The organism is Cryptosporangium japonicum, assembly GCF_039524755.1.
In the GTDB taxonomy this organism is placed as follows: domain Bacteria; phylum Actinomycetota; class Actinomycetes; order Mycobacteriales; family Cryptosporangiaceae; genus Cryptosporangium; species Cryptosporangium japonicum.
Genome location: NZ_BAAAGX010000020.1, coordinates 162,367 through 179,617, shown reverse-complemented (window position 1 = coordinate 179,617; position 17,251 = coordinate 162,367). Strand labels below are relative to the sequence as shown.

The 17,251-nt window shown below is 72.8% G+C and carries 16 protein-coding genes; 11 read left to right on the top strand and 5 right to left on the bottom strand.

The window, feature by feature from the left end:
- Positions 1–7 precede the first annotated feature (7 nt).
- The gene (locus ABD437_RS25965; protein ID WP_344651536.1) at positions 8–565 is read left to right on the top strand and encodes a methylated-DNA--[protein]-cysteine S-methyltransferase; all 558 of its coding nucleotides are present in this window, start codon (positions 8–10) and stop codon (positions 563–565) included.
- Here the strand turns inward: ABD437_RS25965 and ABD437_RS25960 are convergent.
- Both ABD437_RS25960 and ABD437_RS25955 read right to left on the bottom strand, forming a co-directional pair.
- A complete protein-coding gene (locus ABD437_RS25960) occupies positions 562–1,119 on the bottom strand; it encodes a Uma2 family endonuclease (protein ID WP_344651535.1) in 558 nt (185 codons plus the stop codon). The genes ABD437_RS25965 and ABD437_RS25960 overlap by 4 nt on opposite strands.
- 36 nt (positions 1,120–1,155) lie before the next feature.
- Entirely contained in the window at positions 1,156–2,121 is a 966-nt protein-coding gene (locus ABD437_RS25955; protein ID WP_344651534.1) for an LLM class F420-dependent oxidoreductase, read from the bottom strand.
- Between the two features lie 58 nt (positions 2,122–2,179).
- On the opposite strand from ABD437_RS25955, the gene ABD437_RS25950 reads away from it, so the two are divergent.
- Positions 2,180–4,054 (top strand): sensor histidine kinase, encoded by a 1,875-nt coding sequence (locus ABD437_RS25950; RefSeq protein ID WP_344651533.1) that lies wholly within the window; start codon positions 2,180–2,182, stop codon positions 4,052–4,054.
- On the opposite strand, the gene ABD437_RS25945 is transcribed toward ABD437_RS25950, so the two are convergent.
- Positions 4,025–4,837, bottom strand: a complete 813-nt coding sequence (locus ABD437_RS25945) for a serine hydrolase (RefSeq protein WP_344651532.1) — start codon at positions 4,835–4,837, stop codon at positions 4,025–4,027. The two genes, ABD437_RS25950 and ABD437_RS25945, sit on opposite strands and share 30 nt — an antisense overlap.
- A 160-nt stretch (positions 4,838–4,997) precedes the next feature.
- Here ABD437_RS25945 and ABD437_RS25940 point away from each other — a divergent pair, with 160 nt between their 5' ends.
- Positions 4,998–6,371 carry an NADP-dependent succinic semialdehyde dehydrogenase gene (locus tag ABD437_RS25940; protein WP_344651531.1) on the top strand — a complete coding sequence of 458 codons (1,374 nt, stop codon included), beginning with the start codon at positions 4,998–5,000 and terminating at the stop codon, positions 6,369–6,371.
- Here the strand turns inward: ABD437_RS25940 and ABD437_RS25935 are convergent.
- Together ABD437_RS25935 and ABD437_RS25930 are read right to left on the bottom strand one after the other, a co-directional pair.
- The gene (locus ABD437_RS25935) at positions 6,368–7,534 is read right to left on the bottom strand and encodes a hypothetical protein (RefSeq protein WP_344651530.1); all 1,167 of its coding nucleotides are present in this window, start codon (positions 7,532–7,534) and stop codon (positions 6,368–6,370) included. The genes ABD437_RS25940 and ABD437_RS25935 overlap by 4 nt on opposite strands.
- Positions 7,531–8,703 (bottom strand): hypothetical protein, encoded by a 1,173-nt coding sequence (locus ABD437_RS25930; protein ID WP_344651529.1) that lies wholly within the window; start codon positions 8,701–8,703, stop codon positions 7,531–7,533. Before ABD437_RS25930 ends, ABD437_RS25935 begins: the two co-directional genes overlap by 4 nt.
- Positions 8,704–8,796: 93 nt before the next feature.
- Here ABD437_RS25930 and ABD437_RS25925 point away from each other — a divergent pair, with 93 nt between their 5' ends.
- From ABD437_RS25925 to nagA, 8 genes are all read left to right on the top strand, one after another.
- The gene (locus ABD437_RS25925) at positions 8,797–9,549 is read left to right on the top strand and encodes a GntR family transcriptional regulator (protein ID WP_211247719.1); all 753 of its coding nucleotides are present in this window, start codon (positions 8,797–8,799) and stop codon (positions 9,547–9,549) included.
- A complete protein-coding gene (locus tag ABD437_RS25920; RefSeq protein WP_344651528.1) occupies positions 9,546–10,997 on the top strand; it encodes a glycoside hydrolase family 3 protein in 1,452 nt (483 codons plus the stop codon). The genes ABD437_RS25925 and ABD437_RS25920 overlap by 4 nt, the downstream gene beginning before the upstream one ends.
- A gap of 104 nt (positions 10,998–11,101) precedes the next feature.
- The gene (locus tag ABD437_RS25915) at positions 11,102–12,400 is read left to right on the top strand and encodes an extracellular solute-binding protein (RefSeq protein WP_344651527.1); all 1,299 of its coding nucleotides are present in this window, start codon (positions 11,102–11,104) and stop codon (positions 12,398–12,400) included.
- A gap of 68 nt (positions 12,401–12,468) precedes the next feature.
- Positions 12,469–13,407: a carbohydrate ABC transporter permease gene (locus ABD437_RS25910; RefSeq protein WP_344651526.1), complete on the top strand. Its 939-nt coding sequence runs from the start codon at positions 12,469–12,471 to the stop codon at positions 13,405–13,407.
- A complete protein-coding gene (locus tag ABD437_RS25905; protein WP_344651525.1) occupies positions 13,407–14,222 on the top strand; it encodes a carbohydrate ABC transporter permease in 816 nt (271 codons plus the stop codon). Before ABD437_RS25910 ends, ABD437_RS25905 begins: the two co-directional genes overlap by 1 nt.
- Positions 14,219–15,229 (top strand): SIS domain-containing protein, encoded by a 1,011-nt coding sequence (locus ABD437_RS25900; protein ID WP_344651524.1) that lies wholly within the window; start codon positions 14,219–14,221, stop codon positions 15,227–15,229. The genes ABD437_RS25905 and ABD437_RS25900 overlap by 4 nt, the downstream gene beginning before the upstream one ends.
- Positions 15,226–16,080, top strand: coding sequence for an N-acetylmuramic acid 6-phosphate etherase (locus tag ABD437_RS25895; RefSeq protein WP_344651523.1), 855 nt, complete (start codon positions 15,226–15,228; stop codon positions 16,078–16,080). Before ABD437_RS25900 ends, ABD437_RS25895 begins: the two co-directional genes overlap by 4 nt.
- On the top strand, positions 16,077–17,195 hold the full coding sequence (gene nagA, locus ABD437_RS25890) for an N-acetylglucosamine-6-phosphate deacetylase (protein WP_344651522.1): 1,119 nt from the start codon (positions 16,077–16,079) through the stop codon (positions 17,193–17,195). Before ABD437_RS25895 ends, nagA begins: the two co-directional genes overlap by 4 nt.
- Positions 17,196–17,251 lie beyond the last annotated feature (56 nt).

Here is a 17,251-nt window from a genome sequence, read left to right as displayed (position 1 = left end):
GCCGGGCGTGGAGGGTGAAGTTCGGGTCGAGGGCGAGACGTACGCCGCGGTGGAGTTGGTCACGCCGATCGGGCCGCTCGGGGTGGTGGTCACGCCGCGCGGGGTGCTCGCGGTGGGGCTCTCCGGGCTCGGCGCGGCGGCCGAGGCGGCCGCCGGGCTACCGGGGTTGACGGCCGGTCCGCTGCCGGGGGCGCTGGAGCGGGTCCGGGCGGAGTTCGACGCGTACTTCGCCGGCGGCCTCCGGCGGTTCACGGTGCCGATCGACTGGCGTCTGAGCAGCGGCTACGCCCGCCAGGTGCGGGAGGCGCTGTACGTCGGCGTCGGCTACGGGGAGACGGTCAGCTACGGCGAGCTCGCGCGCCGGGTGAGCGGCGCGGACGTCGAGGGCGAGTTCGGCGCGGCGCGTGCGGTCGGGCGCGCGATGGCCACCAACCCGGTGCCGGTGATCGTGCCGTGCCACCGGGTGCTGGCCGCCGACGGCAGCCTGCACGGTTTCGGCGGCGGCCTGGAGATGAAACGCCGGCTCTTGGCCCTGGAGGGCGCCGTCCCCGACGTCCTGTTCTAGAGGTCCGCGAGCAGCGCCTCGAGGTCGACGACTACTGTTCCCACCCCGAATGAGAGCTCGGTGGGCTCGGGCTCGTCATCGAGGTACAGAGCGACCACTCGCTCATAGATGCCGGTCTCGTCGAGTTCGTAGGCGCTCAATGTGCGGTCACGTGGGTCAATGACCCAGTAGTGCGGCAGCCCGACGGCGGCATACTTCATGATCTTGCGGACGAGATCGTCACGACGATTCGTCGAGACGACCTCGACTGCGAGCGCCGGGATGCCGGTGTAACGCACGTTCTCAGTGGTTCGCCTATGCACCATCACGTCCGGCACGAATTCGTCCTCGGCCGGTTTCCACGCCCATCCACCGATGACCTGGAACTCCGGTGGCAGCGCTGTGTACAGCAGATTCATCAGCTGATGGCAGATCTGCTGATGTATGCGTGTCGGGCTGGGGGACACCACCAAGTTCCCATCGATGTATTCACCGCGGACGTCGGGACCGAGCTTCTCGTACTCATCCCAGGACATCGGCTGACCGATCGGAACAGCCCGGGCAGCGTGCACCATAGCGCCTCCCCTCCTACTCGTGTCCCAGCGTAGAACTCAGGCTGGGGATACCGCTCGAACGGCGGCGAGGAGGCCCTCGGGGGTGGTCATGTCCGGGGTGGGGAGGAGGGCCGCGATCGGGGTGGTGACACCGGCGTCGGCGTAGGCGCGCAGGTGGGCGCGGCACTCGTCCGGCGTGCCGTGCACGATCAGCGCGTCGACCACCTCGTCCGGGATCGCGGCGTTGGCCGCGGCGCGTTCGCCGGCGCTCCAGGCGTCCCACATCGGCCCGAGCGCGTCGCCGCGCCCCAGCCACTCGTGCTGTGCCCGGTACGCCGGGACCGTCAGGTACGACGAGATCAGCCGCCGTCCGAGCGCGCCGACGTACCCGCGGTCGGTCGTCGGGCAGACGAAGATCCGCGCCGCCACCTCGGTGTCCGCGCCCACCTCGGCGAGCGCCGTCGGTACGTCGGTGGCCGCCAGCCAGTTCAGGATGACGCCGTCGGCCTCCTGCCCGGCGAGCCGCAGCATCCCGGGCCGCAGCGCCGCGAGCAGGATCGGTGGCGTCACCTCGGGCACCCGCGCGAGCCGGAACCCGCGCACCGTGAACGTCTCGAACTTCTCGTCGATCTTCTCGCCGGCCAGCGCGCGCCGGAGGAACCGCAGCGTGTCACGCACCCGCTGGTACGGCTGCTCGAACGGGATCCCGTTCCACGACTCGACGATCGCGGGCGACGACGCGCCGATGCCCAGCGCGAACCGCCCGGGCGCGGCGTCGGCGAGCGTGGCGGCGCTCATCGCGATCAGCGCCGGGCCGCGGGTCTGCACCGGCACCACCGCGGTGCCGAACCGCAGCGACGACGACCACGTGGAGAACAGCGCGAGCGGGCCGAACGCGTCCGAGCCGGCGGTCTCGGCCGACCAGACGTCGGTGAACCCGAGCTCGGCCACCGCCTCGATCACCTCGCGGTGGCGGTGCAGCGCGACGGAGTCCAGCGGCAAGGTCAATCCCCAGCGAGGCACGGGCGCGACGCTAGCAGCGAGCGTTCCCGGTCGGGGCGAATGTCGTTAAGCTACATATATGTCCGTTTATCCGGCCGTGGTCGGGCGCCATGCGAGGCTGCCGCACTGGGCCTCGCTCCCGGTCGTGGTCGCGGTCCTCGGGCTGAGCGTGACGTTGCTGGTCACCGGCGTGCTGCACCAGTCCGAGCAGCAGCGGGCGGCGGCGCTGCTGGAGCGCCAGGCGACCGGTGTCGAGGCGGCGGTCACCGCCGAGGCCAACCGGTACGTCGACACGCTCATCGACCTCACCGCCGCGATCAGCGCGCAGACCAGCCTGACCGGCGAGGACTTCGTCGCGATCGCGTCCGGGTTGAACGCCGACCGGCTCTACGGGGCGTCTTCGGTCTCGCTGGTGATGCCGTCGGCCTCGGCGGAGCTCCCGAACCTGGCCACGGATTGGACGCCCGGGGTCCAGTCCGACGCGCTCGTTCCCGACTCGGTCGGGGCCGCGCTCGCGCTGCCGCACCGCTACGTCGTCCTCAACCGGACGCTCGACGGGTCGACCGCGCAGGTCGGGCGCGACGTCGCGACGATCGCGCCGGCGCGGGAGGCGATGGACGCCGCGATGCGGATCGGTCGGCCGATCGCCAGCCGGACGTACGTGTTGCGCAAGGACGTCGAGAGGCTGCCTGCCGCGCAGCGCCAGTCGTCGTTCGTGGTCGCCTCGCCGGTCCGGCTCTCGGGCGCGGCCGGCACCGGCGAACCGCGCGGCTGGCTGATGATGGGGATGCGCGGCCAGGACTTCCTCGAGCGGACGCTGCGCCGCGCCGCCGCCGGCCAGGTCCGGGTCGAGCTCCGGGACATCGACGGCACGACCGCGCGCCGGGTCGCGGGCTGGCCCCGCGGCGGTGCCGAGTTGCCGTCCACGGTCCCGGCGGCGGGCGGCGCGGACGGCACCGCGACCCCGGCCGCGACCTGGCGCGCCGACGGGATCGAGCACCGGTGGGTCACGGTCGCCGGGCGCACCTGGCTGCTCTCGGTGACACCGATGGAGACGTTCGTCCAGCCGGACGGGACCCTGGACTCGGTGGTGCTGGTCGCCGGTACCCTGATCGGCCTGCTGCTGGCCGCGCTCGTCGGCGTCCTGACCCGCTCCCGGGACCGTGCGCTCGTCGACGTCCAGCTCGCCACCGCCGCGCTCCGCGCCGACGTCGCCCGGCGCGAGGAGGTCGAGGTCGAGCTGCGCCGCCGGGAGCGGGAGCTGGCCGGGTTCGCCGGGGTAGCCGCGCACGACCTGCGCAGCCCGCTGACCGCGGCGTCGGCCTACCTCGAGGTGCTCGCCGACGAGAGCACCGACGACCTCGGCCACCAGGGCCGGGACTTCCTCGGGCGGGCCCGCTCGGCGGTGGCGCGCACCGACCGGATGCTCACCGACCTGCTGGAGTACGCCACCGCCGAACAGATCGAGCTCAACCGGGCACAGGTGAATCTGGACCTGCTCGTCGCCGAGGTGATCGCGGAGCGCACCGACCGCCTCGAACCCGATCCGTACCGGGTGACGGTCGGCGAGCTCCCGGTGGTCTCGGGCGACCCCGGCATGCTGCGTCAGGTCCTGGACAACCTGATCGGCAACGCGGTCAAGTACACCGCGCCCGGCCGGCCGCCCCGGGTGAGCGTGCGGGCGGTGCGCACCGACCTGGGCTGGCGCATCGAGGTGGCCGACCGGGGGATCGGCATCCCGCCGGAGGAGCGCGACGGCGTGTTCGACGCGTTCCACCGCGGCGCCGGGAGCGGCGGGTTCTCCGGCAGCGGACTGGGCCTGGCGATCTGCCGCAAGATCGTCGAGCGCCACGGCGGGGTGATCGGCGTCGAGCCGAACCCCGACGGTGGCAGCGTGTTCTGGTTCACGCTCCCCGATCAGGCCCTAGCGGAACAGGATCTCGTTGACGTGTGACGTCGTCTCGACGCCGCTCGCATACGTACCCTTCGAGCGCTGGTCGGCCATCACCGCGACGAGGTAACGCTGGTGCGCGCCGACCCATCCGGCGGAGTTGATCACCCACCCGGCCCGGTAGCGGAACCAGCCGTTCTTGTTGCCGCGGACCCAGCCCGAACCGGCCGCCCAGACGCCCCACTGCTGGTTGCCCGCGACGCCGCGCATCCGCGCGATCAGGTACTCCCGCACCTCGTCGGGCGTCTCCCGGACGACGTAACGCACCAGCCGGCGCAGGTCGGCCGCGGTGGTCTTCATCGAGCCCCAGTGCCGGGCGAGGCCGGGCACGAACCCGGTCTCGGTCATGCCGTACGACGCCCAGCGGGAGACCATCGACGCGCCGCCGTAGCGGTTCCACAGGCGGTTCGCGGCAGCGTTGTCGCTGCTCACCAGCGCCGCGTACAGCCATCGCGCGTCCGCGGTGGTCAACTCCACCTCGCCCCGGTGCTGTCTCATCAGGATGTCCAGCGCGATCGCCAGCTTCGCGGTCGACGCCGCGTAGATCGGACGGTCGGCGTACTCGTTGCGCCAGACGCGGTCGCGCCAGCCGTCCGAGATCGCCAGGCCGGTGTAGCCCGGCCGGGTGTCCAGGTAGGCGTCGGCGCGGCGCACCCGTTCGGCGAAGTCGCAGTCGAAGCCGGTGGCGTCGTCGACGCAGCCGTCCGCGTACGCGGGGCTCACGGCGACGAGCAGGCCACCCAGCAGAGTGGCCACGAGAAGACAGATCGACAGGCGGACGTGCACGGTTACCCTCCGGGAAGAGCCGTCCCTCAAGTCCCTTTACGTCACGCTAATGCCGATTTGTTCCAAAGGTGAGTACCACTCGCGGCGGGTCGGGTTCGGGGAATCCCGCCGCGAAAACGGGTACTGCTGCGCCCATACCGGAAAATGGGGAGGTGGCACGGTGCCGATCGCCACGATCGACCCGACCGACGGCCGGGTCCAGAAAACCTTCGACCCGCTGACCGATGCCGACATCGAGGAACGCCTGGCGCGTGCGGTCGACGGCTTCGCCGCCCTGCGGTCCGCCTCGTTCGACCAGCGTGCGACGTGGCTCCGGGCCGCGGCCGACATCCTGGACGCCGAGCGCGACGAGATCGCCCGCACGATGACCGTCGAGATGGGCAAGACGCTCGTCGCGGCGAAAGCCGAAGTGGCCAAGTGCGCGGTCGCGTGCCGGTACTACGCCAAGCACGCGCAGGCGTTCCTCGCCGACGAGCCCACCGACCCCGCGGCCGTGAAAGCACGCCAGGCCTACGTGCGTTACCAGCCGCTCGGCCCGGTGCTCGCGGTGATGCCGTGGAACTTCCCGCTCTGGCAGGCCATGCGGTTCGCCGCTCCGGCGCTGATGGCCGGCAACGTCGGCCTGCTCAAGCACGCGTCGAACGTTCCGCAGACCGCGTTGTTCATGGAGGAGCTGTTCTCCCGGGCCGGGTTCCCGGAGGGGGCGTTCCAGACGCTGCTGATCGGCTCCGACCAGGTCGAGGCGGTGCTGAGCGACAAGCGTGTCGTCGCGGCGACGCTCACCGGCAGTGAGGGAGCGGGTCGCTCGATCGCGTCGATCGCCGGGCGCGAGCTGAAGAAGACCGTGCTCGAGCTGGGCGGCAGCGACCCGTTCGTCGTGCTGCCGTCCGCCGACGTGGAGAAGGCGGCCGCGGTGGCGGTGACCGCACGCTGCCAGAACAACGGCCAGTCGTGCATCGCCGCGAAGCGGTTCATCGTGCACACCGACGTCTACGACGCGTTCGCCGCCGCGTTCGTCGACCGGATGGCCGCGCTCACCGTCGGTGACCCGATGGACGAGAAGACCGACGTCGGGCCGCTCGCGACCGAGCAGGGGCGCACGGACGTCGAGGAACTCGTGCGTAACGCGACGGACCAGGGCGCGAGCGTCCTGTGCGGTGGCACCGCGCCGGACCAGCCGGGCTGGTGGTACCCGCCGACCGTCGTCGCCGACCTCACGCCGGACATGCGGATGTACCGCGAGGAGGTGTTCGGGCCGGTCGCCGGGCTCTACCGGGCGTCCAGCTACGAGGAGGCGATCGCGATCGCGAACAGCACCGACTTCGGCCTCGGGTCCAACGTCTGGACGAACGACCCGGCCGAGCAGGAGCGGGCGGTGAACGATCTGGAGGCCGGCGCGGTGTTCGTGAACGGCATGGTCACCTCGTACCCGGAGCTGCCGTTCGGCGGCATCAAGACCTCCGGGTACGGGCGTGAGCTCTCCGCGCAGGGCATCCGCGAGTTCTGCAACATCAAAACGGTCTGGGTCGGCTAAGCCTCGGTGGGCTCGGCCACCCAGGCCGAGAACACCGGCACGCCGTGCCACGGGCCCGCCTGCCCGCCCACCACCGCGACGACCGCGTACGGCCGGCCGAAGCGGAGATGGGCGGTGCGGCGGATCCCGGGCCGGGGGAGCGCCATCCCGGCCCGCATCGCGATCGCGGTCACCGCGGCGGCCCGGAACCCGACCCGGGAGTAGTCGGCCATCGCGCTCTGCGCCGCCTCGGCGGCGACCTCGCCCGGCAGCAGCGGGGCCAGGGCCGCGACCGCGTCGCCGAACCCGGTCCGCGGGTCGTCGAGCAGGTCGTGCCGGCTGCGCGCGGACCAGGCCGGCAGCGTCGCGGAGCAGTGCTGCTCGCGGCCGTCCGGGGCGAGCGTCGGCGCCGTCTCCTCGGTGAGCGTCCAGGAGTGGCCCTCGCCGAGCGGCAGGTCGAACAGCGACCGCTGCGCCACCGGTCCGTCGATCGCGATCCGGTGGGCCGCGCGGAACACGGTGGCCGCCGGCACCGAGGGAGCCGCGATCACCGAGGTGACGAGCAGCGGTTCGGGGTCGGCGCTGCGCACCACGTGCACGGCGACGTCGCCGGCCTCGGGGGTGGACACGATCGCCGCCTGGTGGGCGGAGGACGCGTGCAGCACGGTCGTCACCCGATCGGCCCACGGCCCACCGAGCGACTCCGCCGGAGCGGTGGTGAACGGCACCCGCCACGACACGTCGGTGGCCAGCGCGGAGGCCAGCACCAGCAGCGTCCGCGGGCCGACCGCGACCGGGAACCGGTCGATCAGCCCGCGGGTCCGTTCCGCCGCCCAGCGGTCGGCGCCGTCCGGCGAGGGCACCGCGCCCCGCTCGACGGCCGCGCTCAACCCGTTCTCCCAGGCCCGCAGCGTCGGCGTCCTGACGTCCTCGCGCGTCCACAGCGCCGCCGCCGACGCGACCGCCGGGTGGGGGTGTTCGAGCAGCTCACCGGCCCGGGCCGCGGCCGCGTCGGCCGGTTCGCCGAGGACGCTCTCCAGCGACCGGCGAACGTGGCCGGTCGCGGCGGGTGCGGCCAGCGCGAGCACCAGCCAGGCGCCGAGCGGCGACGCCACGTGGTGGGTGTCCCCGATCGTGGCGTGCAGCTTCTCCGCGTACGCCGCGATCGCGTCCGGAAAGGTCATGACGCCTCGGTCGCGTCGGCCACCCAGGCGGAGAACACGGGGAGGCCGTGCCACGGCCCCTCCGGCTGCCGGGCCACCGCCACCACCGCGTACGGCCGCCCGAAGCGCACCGTCGCGGTGCGCAGCACACCGGGGCGCGGCGGCGGGGGAGCGCTGGTCATCCAGGCCATCGCGGTCACCGCGGCGGCCCGGAACCCGACCCGGGTGTACTCGGCCCGCGCGACCTGCCGGGCCGCTACGTCGAGCGCGGAGCCGAACAGCCGCGCCACCGCCGTCCCCGCGGCGTCGAATCCGAGGCCCGCGTCGGCGAGGAGGTCGTGGTCGGAGGACGCCGTCCAGGCCGGCAGCACCGCGTCGTACGCCTCCGCGCGGCCGGACTCGCTGCGGACCGGCGCCTGCTCCTCGGTGAGCGTCCAGGAGTGGCCGTCGCCGAGCGGCAGGTCGAACAGCGAGTACGCGCGGACGCCGGACAGCGCGGCCCGGTGCGCGGCGGCGAGCACGGCGGCCGGTGCGACGTCCGGCGCGCCGATCACCGAGACGACCCGCAGCCCGTCGCTCCAGCCCTCGACCGGCTCCGCCTGGGCGGTGTGCACGGCGACGTCACCGGCCTCGGCGTCGGCCACGATCCGGACGTCGTGCCCGTCCGGGGCGCGCAGCACCGTGGACACGGTCCACGCGGTGTCGCCCAGCGCCGCGGCCGGCGCCGTCCCGAACGGGACGGTCCACGACACGTCGGTGCCCAGCGCCGAGGCGAGCACCAGCACGGTGCGCGGGTCGAGCGTCAGCGGGAAGCGGTCGATCAGGCCGTGCGTGTGGTCGCGGGCCCAGGCGTCGGCCTCGGACGGCGAGGGGATCGGCCCCCGCTCGACCGCCGGGCCGAGTGCGTCGATCCAGGCGTCCGACGCCGGGGTCCGGTCGCGGGCCCAGACCGCGGCGGCCGCCGCCACCAGCGGATGCGGGTTCGCGAGCAGCGCCGAGGCCCGCGCCGCGGCCTCCTCGGCCGGCGATCCGAGCGCCTCCTCGAGCGCGCTCCGCTCGGCGCCGGTCGCGGCCGGGGCGGCCAGGGCGAGCACCAGCCACGCGCCGAGCGGCGACGCCACGTGGTGAGAGGAACCGAGGGCGGCGTGCAGTCGGGACGCGTACGCCGCAACCGCGTTCGGGGAACCCATCGCCCCAGTCTCGCCCTTGACGTCCACCTCCCCGAAGTGGTCTAGTCCGGGCCAGACCACCTCGACGGCCGAGCGGAGGGCATTCTGACCGCCGTGAACCCACCCGCGCAGATCGACGCGCGCAGCCCGGTGCCGAAGTACTACCAGCTGCGCGAGATCCTGCTCGACCTGATCGAGCGCGAACTCACCGTCGACGCCCCGGTCCCGTCCGAGCGTGAGCTGGCCGCCCGGTACGGGCTGTCCCGGATGACCGCCCGGCAGGCCATCGAGCACCTGGTCAGCGAAGGCAAGCTGTACCGCGTCCAGGGGCGGGGCACGTTCGTCGCCCGGCCGAAGATCGTCATGCCGCTGCGCCTGACCTCGTTCAGCGAGGACATGCGTGCCCGCGGCATGATCCCCGGCGCCCGCGACCTGGGCCGCCGCTCGATCGACGCACCGGCCGCGGTCGCCCGCGAGCTCGGCGTCGAGGCCGGTGCGCCGCTCTACGTCGTCGAACGCCTGCGTACCGCGGACGGCGTCCCGATGGCGTTGGAACGCTCGCACCTGCCGGCGCGGCTGGTGCCGGGCCTGCTGGACCAGTCCCTGCAGGACCGTTCGCTCTACCAGCTGCTCGCGCAGGAGTACGGGCTCGCGCTCGACCGCGGTGACCAGGTGATCGAGGCCGGCATCGCCGACCGCGGCGACGCCGAGCTGCTCGGGCTCGCGCCCGGCAGCGCGGTACTGCGGCTGCAACGTCGGTCGTGGGCCGGAGCGGTGCCGGTCGAGTACGTGGTGAGCACCTACCGCGCCGACCGGTACCAGCTGCGCGCTTCGCTCGACATCGACCCACCGGGAGGCGGCACGTGATCGAGGACCTGGTCGACAGGACGCTGCTGGTCGGCTTCGAGGAGCCCGACCCGCCGGACTGGTTCCGCCGGGCCGCGCCCGGCCTCGGCGGTGTCGTCCTCTACGGCCAGAACCTCCGGGTCGACACCGACGCCGCCCGGCTGGCGGCACTGCTGCACCAGGATTCCGACGTCGTGCTCGCGGTCGACGAGGAGGGCGGCGACGTCACCCGGGTGCACTACCGCAACGGCAGCCCCGTGCCCGGCAATTACGTGCTCGGCGCCGCCGACGACGAGGGGCTGACCGGCGCGGTCGCCACCCGGATCGGTTCGGGCCTGCGTGCGGCGGGCATCGGCTGGAACCTCGCGCCCGACGTCGACGTGAACTCCGCGCCGGAGAACCCGGTGATCGGGGTGCGGTCGTTCGGTGCCGATCCCGACCTGGTCAGCCGCCACGCCGCCACCTGGGTGCTGGCGATGGAGAACACCGGCGTCGCGGCCTGCGCCAAGCACTTTCCCGGGCACGGTGACACCCGCTCGGACTCGCACTACGGGCTCCCGGTGGTCGACTGCGACGAGGCCGAGTGGCGCCGGGTGCACCTGCCGCCGTTCGTCGCGGCGATCGAAGTCGGGGTGCGGTCGGTCATGACCGCGCACGTCGTCGTCCCGGCGCTGGACGACCGGCCGGCCACGATGAGCCCGAAGCTGCTCACCGACGTGCTCCGCGGCGAACTGGGCTACCAGGGCGTCATCGTCACCGACGCGCTCGACATGGGCGCGATCAAGGACGGGGTCGGGCTGGGCCCGGGCGCCGTCGCCGCGCTCCGGGCGGGCGCGGACGCACTCTGCCTCGGCGCGATCGGCGGGGAAGGGCTCTACCAGGAGGTCCGCACCGCGGTACTGGCCGCCGTCGACGACGGCACGCTGCCGCTGCGGCGCCTGGAGGAGGCCGCCGAGCGCGTCGAGGCCCTGCTCGCCTGGGTCCGCAAGGCCCCCGACCCCGGCGACCTGTCCGACGGCACGGATCCCGGCCTGGAGGCGGCCCGGCGGGCGGCCCGTGTGTTCGGTGACCCGCTGTTGACCGGGCCGCCGGTCGTGGTCGAACTGCGGGCCACGCCCAACCTGGCCGTCGGCGAGGCGTACTGGGACCTGGCGGGCCCGCTGACCGAGCGCGGGGTGCCGCCGCACGAGGTCCTCCGGCTCACCGACAACTCCGAACTGTCCGCTGTGCTCACCGCCGCGCAGGGCCGCCCGCTGGTCGTCGTCGGCCGGGACGTACCCCGCCACCCCTGGCAGCAGAAGGCCTGGCACGTCCTCTCCGGACAGCGTCCGGACGCCGTGCTGGTCGAGATCGGCCTGCCCCGACCGGACGTCACGGCGCACGGACAGCGCGTGTTCGTCGGCGGCGCCGGGCGTCCGAACCTGCAGGTAGCGGCCGAGCTGCTCACCGGCGCCGGTCACCGACCGTAGCGTTACCGAACTGATGTCTTGACGGCCCCTGTGGGCCGTGCCACAGTCCCGGGCTAGACCGGTATGGACCACTGGCCGGACCCAATCCAGAATGAGGAGGCGACGTGCGCGTTCGCCGAGCGTTGACCGTGGGGCTCACCACCCTGGTCGCCGCGTCCCTGGCGTTATCGGGCTGCAGCAGCAGCGACGACAGCGGCAGCGACGGTGGCGGGACCAAGAAGCTCACCGTCTGGCTGATGACCGGCTCCGCGCCGGACGCGCTGGTCGACGAGATCAACACCGAATTCACCAAGGCCCACCAGGGCTGGACCGTCGACTACCAGGTCCAGCAGTGGGACGGCATCCAGGACAAGCTCACCACGGCGCTGGCCGGCAACAACCCGCCGGACATCGTGGAGCTCGGCAACACGCAGTCCCCGCGCTTCGTCGAGTCCGGCGCGCTGGCCGACCTCTCGAAGTCCAAGGACGACCTGAACGGCAAGAACTGGCTCGAGGGCCTCGCCGCGACCGGGGAGAACGACGGCAAGACGTTCGCGACGCCGTTCTACGCGGCCAACCGGATCGTCGTCTACCGCAAGAGCATGTTCACCAAGGCCGGCATCACCGCGCCGCCGAAGACGATCGACGAGTTCATCGCCGCCGGCCAGAAGCTGCAGGCCGCGAACAAGGCCGACAAGCAGTTCCAGGCGCTCTACCTGCCCGGTCAGTCCTGGTACACGCTGCTGAGCTGGGTCTGGGCCAACGGCGGCGACGTCGCGAAGGACGACGGCGGCAAGTGGACCGCCACGCTCGACAGCCCCGAGGCCCAGAAGGGCTTCGAGGACTACGCCCGGATCTACAAGGCGATGTCGAAGGCCCCGGCCGACCAGGACGAGGCCAACCCGCAGCAGTCGACGGTGTTCGCCAAGGGCCACGTCGCGATGTTCATCGGCCTGCCCTGGGAGATCGGCACCGCGACCGCTCCCGACGGCGGTGACCCGAAGCTGAAGGACGACATCGGCACGTTCGAGATCCCCGGCCCGTCGGGCCCGGCGCCGGTCTTCCTCGGCGGCTCGAACCTCGGTGTCGCGGCCGGTAGCCCGAACGTCGACGCGGCCACCGACTGGCTGAAGATCATGCTCAGCGACGCCACCCAGACCAAGCTGGCCGCGAACGGCGTCGTGCCGGCGCTGACCAACCTCGGCGACACCGTCTACGGCGACAACGAGGCGGCCAAGGTGATGGCCGCGGCCGCCACCAACGGCGGCAAGGTCACGCCGGTCACCCCGGCCTGGGCCGCGGTGGAGAGCGGCACCAACCCGATCAAGAACGCGATGACGAAGGTGCTGCGCGGCACCGACGTCGCCACCGCGTCGAAGGAAGCCAGCACCTCGATCACCGAGACGATGGCCAAAGCCAAGTAGCGCCGATCCGGTCGCCGGGCTCCTCACGGGGGGAGCCCGGCGACCCCCTGCTGTGAGAGGAGGTGCCGATGAGCACACCGACTGCGGTGCGGCCGAGCCCCGAGGTGGACGAGAAGCCCCCGGCCGTCCGCGCCCGGGGCCGCCGTGAGCCGCTGCCGTACCTCCTGCTGGTACCGAGCCTGATCGCGCTCGGCGCGTTGTTCGCCTACCCGGTCTTCCTGCTGTTCCGGATGTCGTTCCAGCAACTCGGCTTCGGCGAACTGGTCCGCCGGGTGACGATCTGGACCGGCGTCGACAACTACACCGAGATCCTCGGCGACCCCGAGTTCTGGCAGGTCGTCTGGCGCACTGTCGCGTTCACCGCGGTCTGCGTCGCGCTCACGATGGCGCTCGGCACCGGCATCGGCCTGCTCCTGGTCAAGCTCGGCCGGAAGATGACGATCGCGGTGTCGATCTCGCTGGTGCTGGCCTGGGCCATCCCGATCGTCACCGCGACGACGCTCTGGCAGTGGATGTTCGACTCCACCTACGGCGTCGTGAACTTCCTGCTCGGCACGCCCGGCCACGACTGGTTCGCCAGCGGGATCTCCACGTTCGGCGTCATCGTGATCATCATCGTCTGGCAGGCGGTGCCGTTCGTCGCGTTCACCGTGCAGGCCGGCGTGCTGACGATCCCCGAGGAGTACTACGAGGCCGCGCGGATGGACGGCGCGAGCGGCTTCCGTGCGTTCCGCGCGGTGACCGTGCCGATCCTGCGCCCGATCCTGTTCGTGCTCGCGTTCCTCTCGACGATCTGGGACTTCAAGGTCTTCACCCAGGTCTGGGCGGTACGCCAGGGCGGCCCGGACGGACAGACCGTGACGCTGCCGATCTACCTCTACGACGTGGGCATCGCGTCCAGCCGGTACGGCCTGGCCGCCGCCGGCGCCGTCGTCATGGTCGCGATCCTCGCCGTCGCGATGGTCGTGTACCTGCGTCACATGCTTCGAACGGAGTTGGAAGACTGATGCGCAAGGTCTGGCCGAACGCGCTCGGCGTCGTCGTCATCGTCTTCTTCGCGTTCCCCGCGTACTGGATGGTCCGCACGGCGTTCCTGCCCACGATCGACATCCAGAGCGACCCGCCGGTGTTCGTCCCGACCGACGGGACGTTCGACCACTTCGTCACCGCGGTCACCCGGCCGGGTTTCTGGAACTACGTGCGCAACAGCCTGTTCGTCACGCTGAGCGCGGTCGCGCTCTCGACGATCACCGCGCTGCTGGCCGCGGTCGCGGTGGCCCGGTTCCGGTTCCGGGGCCGCAAGGCCTACCTGGTGCTGATCCTGGCCGTGCAGCTCGCGCCGTTCGAGGCGCTGTTCATCCCGTACTTCCTGGTGTTCCGGCAGTTCGACCTGCTCGACCGGCTGCCCGCGCTCATCCTCGTGTACTTCGTCTCGATCCTGCCGTTCACGATCTGGACGCTGCGCGGGTTCGTCGCCGCGGTGCCGGCCGAGCTCGAGGAGGCCGCGCTCGTCGACGGCTGCACGCGCTGGCAGGCGTTCCTCCGGGTGGTGTTGCCGCTGCTCGGACCGGGGCTGGTCGCGACGTCGATCTTCGGCTTCATCACCGCGTGGAACGAGTACCTGTACGCGTTCGTGTTCATGCGCAACGAGGACCACTACACGTTGCCGGTCTGGCTGGCGACGTTCCGCACCGCGTTCGGCGACGACTGGGGCGGCGCGATGGCCGGCTCGGTGCTGTTCACGCTGCCGGTACTGATTTTCTTCCTGATCGTGCAACGCCGGATGGTCGGTGGGCTCACCGCAGGCGCGGTGAAAGGATGACACTCGTGACAAATAACGCGCCTGGTGCGTTGATGGCCGCCGAGATCGGCGAGCAGCCGTCCGTGTTGGCTTCTCTTCTTTCCTCGGCCGACGCCGTGAGCGAGGTCGCCTCGGCGGTGCGCGAGCGAGCGCCGCGGTTCGTGATGCTGGCCGCGCGGGGCACGAGCGACCACGCCGCCCTCTACGCGAAGTACCTGATCGAGACCCGGCTGGGGCTGCCGGCCGGGTTGGCGTCGCCGTCCTCGATGACGCTCTACGGCAGCCGCCCCGACCTGCGTGACGTGCTGTTCCTCGGCGTGAGCCAGTCCGGGGCCTCGCCGGACCTGGTCGACTCGCTGACCGTCGCCGGTGAGTGCGGCGCGACCACGGTCGCGGTGACCAACAACCCGTCGTCCGACCTGGCGTCGGCCGCGGAGTTCAGCGTCGACGTGCGTGCCGGGGTGGAGAACGCGGTCGCGGCCACCAAGACCTACACCGCCGAGCTGCTGGCCCTGTACCTCCTGCTGGGCGGCTCGGCCGCGGACGCGTCGGCGCTGCCCGACGCGGCGGCGGCGACGCTGGAGGGCGGCGTGGAGACGGCCGCGGCCCGGTACCGGTTCGCCGAGCGGCTGGTCACCACCGGCCGCGGGTTCGGCTACCCGACCGCCCGCGAGGCCGCGCTCAAGCTGATGGAGACCAGCTACCTCTCCGCGCTGGCGTTCTCCACCGCCGACCTGCTGCACGGCCCGTTCGCGATGATCGACTCCGGCGTGCCGGTGATCGCGGTCGCGACGCCGGACGCCGGCGGCTCGGCCGTGGCTCCGGTCGTGTCGCGGCTACGTGAATCCGGGGCCGACGTGCTGGTGGTGGGCGAAGACCTTCCCGTCGTCCGCACCGGGGTTCCCGCGGAGCTCTCCCCGGTGCTCGACATCCTGCCGCTGCAACGGCTGGCCCGGCAGATCGCCCTCGACCGGGGCGAGAACCCGGACCGCCCGCGTGGCCTGTCGAAAGTGACCCACACCCGATGATTCCGCTTGATGAGTTGTCCGCTCTGGGCGTGGCCCAGCGGCTCTTCGACGCCGAAGCGCGGGTGCTGCCCGCGGTCCGCGCCGCGGCGCCCCGGGTGGCCGAGGCCGCCGAGCTGATCGCCGCCCGGATGGCCGAGGGCGGCCGGCTCGTGCTGATCGGCGCCGGCACGTCCGGGCGGCTCGCGGTGCTGCAGGCCGCGGAGCTGCCGGGCACGTTCGGCCTCGCGGTCGACCGGGTGGCCGCACGCACGGCCGGCGGCGGACCCGGTGGCCTGACCGGCACCGACGGTGACGAGGACGACGTCGACGCCGGGCGCCGGGACCTGCTCGAGACCGGTTTCGCGGCGGGCGACACGCTGGTCGCGGTCGCCGCCAGCGGCCGGACGCCGTACACGCTCGCCGCGGTCGCGGCCGCCCGGGAGCTGGGCGCGTCGGTGGTGTCGGTGACGACAGTGGCGTCCTCGCCGCTGGCCGAGGCCGCCGACGTGGCCATCGAGGTGCCGATGGGCCCCGAGGCGCTGCGTGGTTCGACCAGGCTCACGGCCGGTACGACGCAGAAGCTGCTGCTCGACGCGTTGACGACGGCGGCCATGGTGCGCCTCGGCCGCGTCCACGGCGACGTGATGATCGACGTCGTCCCGGCCAACGCGAAGCTGCGGCTGCGCAGTGCCGGGCTGGTGGCCGAGATCGTCGGCTGCGATCCCGCGGAGGCGCTGGGGGTGCTGGACGAGTGCGGCGGCAACGCCAGGGCGGCGGTGCTGGTGCTGAGCTCGGGGCTCGGCCCGGACGACGCCGCGGCGCTGGCCGCGGGTCACCGCACGCTCCGCGCGGCGATGGCGGCGTCCTCGTGACCGTTCTCGCCGGTGCCCGAGTGGTGACGCCGTCCGGCGTCCTGGAGCAGGGCTGGGTCTCCCTCGACGGCTCGACGATCACCGGCGTGGGCTCGGGGCCCCGCCCGGACGGTGACGTCGTCGACCTGGGTGGCGGCTGGCTGCTGCCCGGCTTCATCGACCTGCACGTCCACGGCGGCGGTGGGCACGACTTCACCGCGTCGGCCGACGATCTGGCGGCCGGCGTCGCCTACCACCTCACCCGCGGCACCACGCGGACACTGGTCTCGCTGGTCACCGCCCCGGTCGACGCGCTGGTGACGCAGTTGGGCTGGGTGGCCGACGCGGCCGAAGCCGGCACCGGTGTCGTCGGCGCGCACCTGGAGGGTCCGTTCCTCGCGAGCGCCCGCTGCGGCGCCCAGAACCCGGCGCACCTGATCGACCCGACGCCGTCCTCGGTGGAGCGGCTGCTCAAGGCCGGACGCGGCCACGTGCGTGTCGTCACCGTGGCACCGGAACGCCCCGGCGGCCTCGAGCTGGTCGACGAGCTGGTCGCGTCCGGGGTGGTCGCGTCGGTCGGGCACACCGACGCCGGCTACGAGACCGCGCTGGCGGCGTTCGAGCGCGGTGCGTCGCTGGTCACGCACGCGTTCAACGGCATGCGTGGCGCCCACCACCGCGAACCCGGCCCGGTGCCGGCCGCGCTCGACGCCGGGGTGCCGTGCGAGCTGATCAACGACGGGGTGCACGTGCACCCGGCAGCCGCGCGGCTGCTGCTCCGCGGCCCGCTGGTGCTGGTCACCGACGCGATCGACGCGACCGGCATGGGCGACGGCACCTACGTGCTGGGCGGCCAGGACGTGGTCGTCAGCGGCGGCGAGGCCCGGCTGGCCCGCAACGGGTCGCTGGCCGGCAGCACGCTGACGATGGACGTCGCGGTACGACGCGCGGTGACCGACGTGGGGCTGGACATCGTGGCGGCCTCGGCGGCCGCCTCCGGCACCCCCGCGCGTCTCCTCGGCCTCGGCGGGGTGTGCGGCGCGATCGCCCCCGGCCTGGACGCGGACCTGGTCGTCCTCGACGACGCCCTCGACCTCTCCCGCGTGATGCGCGCCGGCCACTGGATCCAGGGGTAACGACGGCCAACCGGGCCTACGCCCTCGCGGGAAGGCCCGGTTGGCCGTCGAGAGCC

What these genes read in the sequence shown, in the direction of transcription:
- ABD437_RS25960 (WP_344651535.1), bottom strand. Translation starts at nt 1,119, where the DNA reads ATGGTGCACGCTGCCCGGGCTGTTCCGATCGGTCAGCCGATGTCCTGG.
- ABD437_RS25895 (WP_344651523.1), top strand. Translation starts at nt 15,226, where the DNA reads ATGATTCCGCTTGATGAGTTGTCCGCTCTGGGCGTGGCCCAGCGGCTC.
- ABD437_RS25930 (WP_344651529.1), bottom strand. Translation starts at nt 8,703, where the DNA reads ATGGGTTCCCCGAACGCGGTTGCGGCGTACGCGTCCCGACTGCACGCC.
- ABD437_RS25910 (WP_344651526.1), top strand. Translation starts at nt 12,469, where the DNA reads ATGAGCACACCGACTGCGGTGCGGCCGAGCCCCGAGGTGGACGAGAAG.
- ABD437_RS25900 (WP_344651524.1), top strand. Translation starts at nt 14,219, where the DNA reads ATGACACTCGTGACAAATAACGCGCCTGGTGCGTTGATGGCCGCCGAG.
- ABD437_RS25950 (WP_344651533.1), top strand. Translation starts at nt 2,180, where the DNA reads ATGTCCGTTTATCCGGCCGTGGTCGGGCGCCATGCGAGGCTGCCGCAC.
- ABD437_RS25905 (WP_344651525.1), top strand. Translation starts at nt 13,407, where the DNA reads ATGCGCAAGGTCTGGCCGAACGCGCTCGGCGTCGTCGTCATCGTCTTC.
- ABD437_RS25935 (WP_344651530.1), bottom strand. Translation starts at nt 7,534, where the DNA reads ATGACCTTTCCGGACGCGATCGCGGCGTACGCGGAGAAGCTGCACGCC.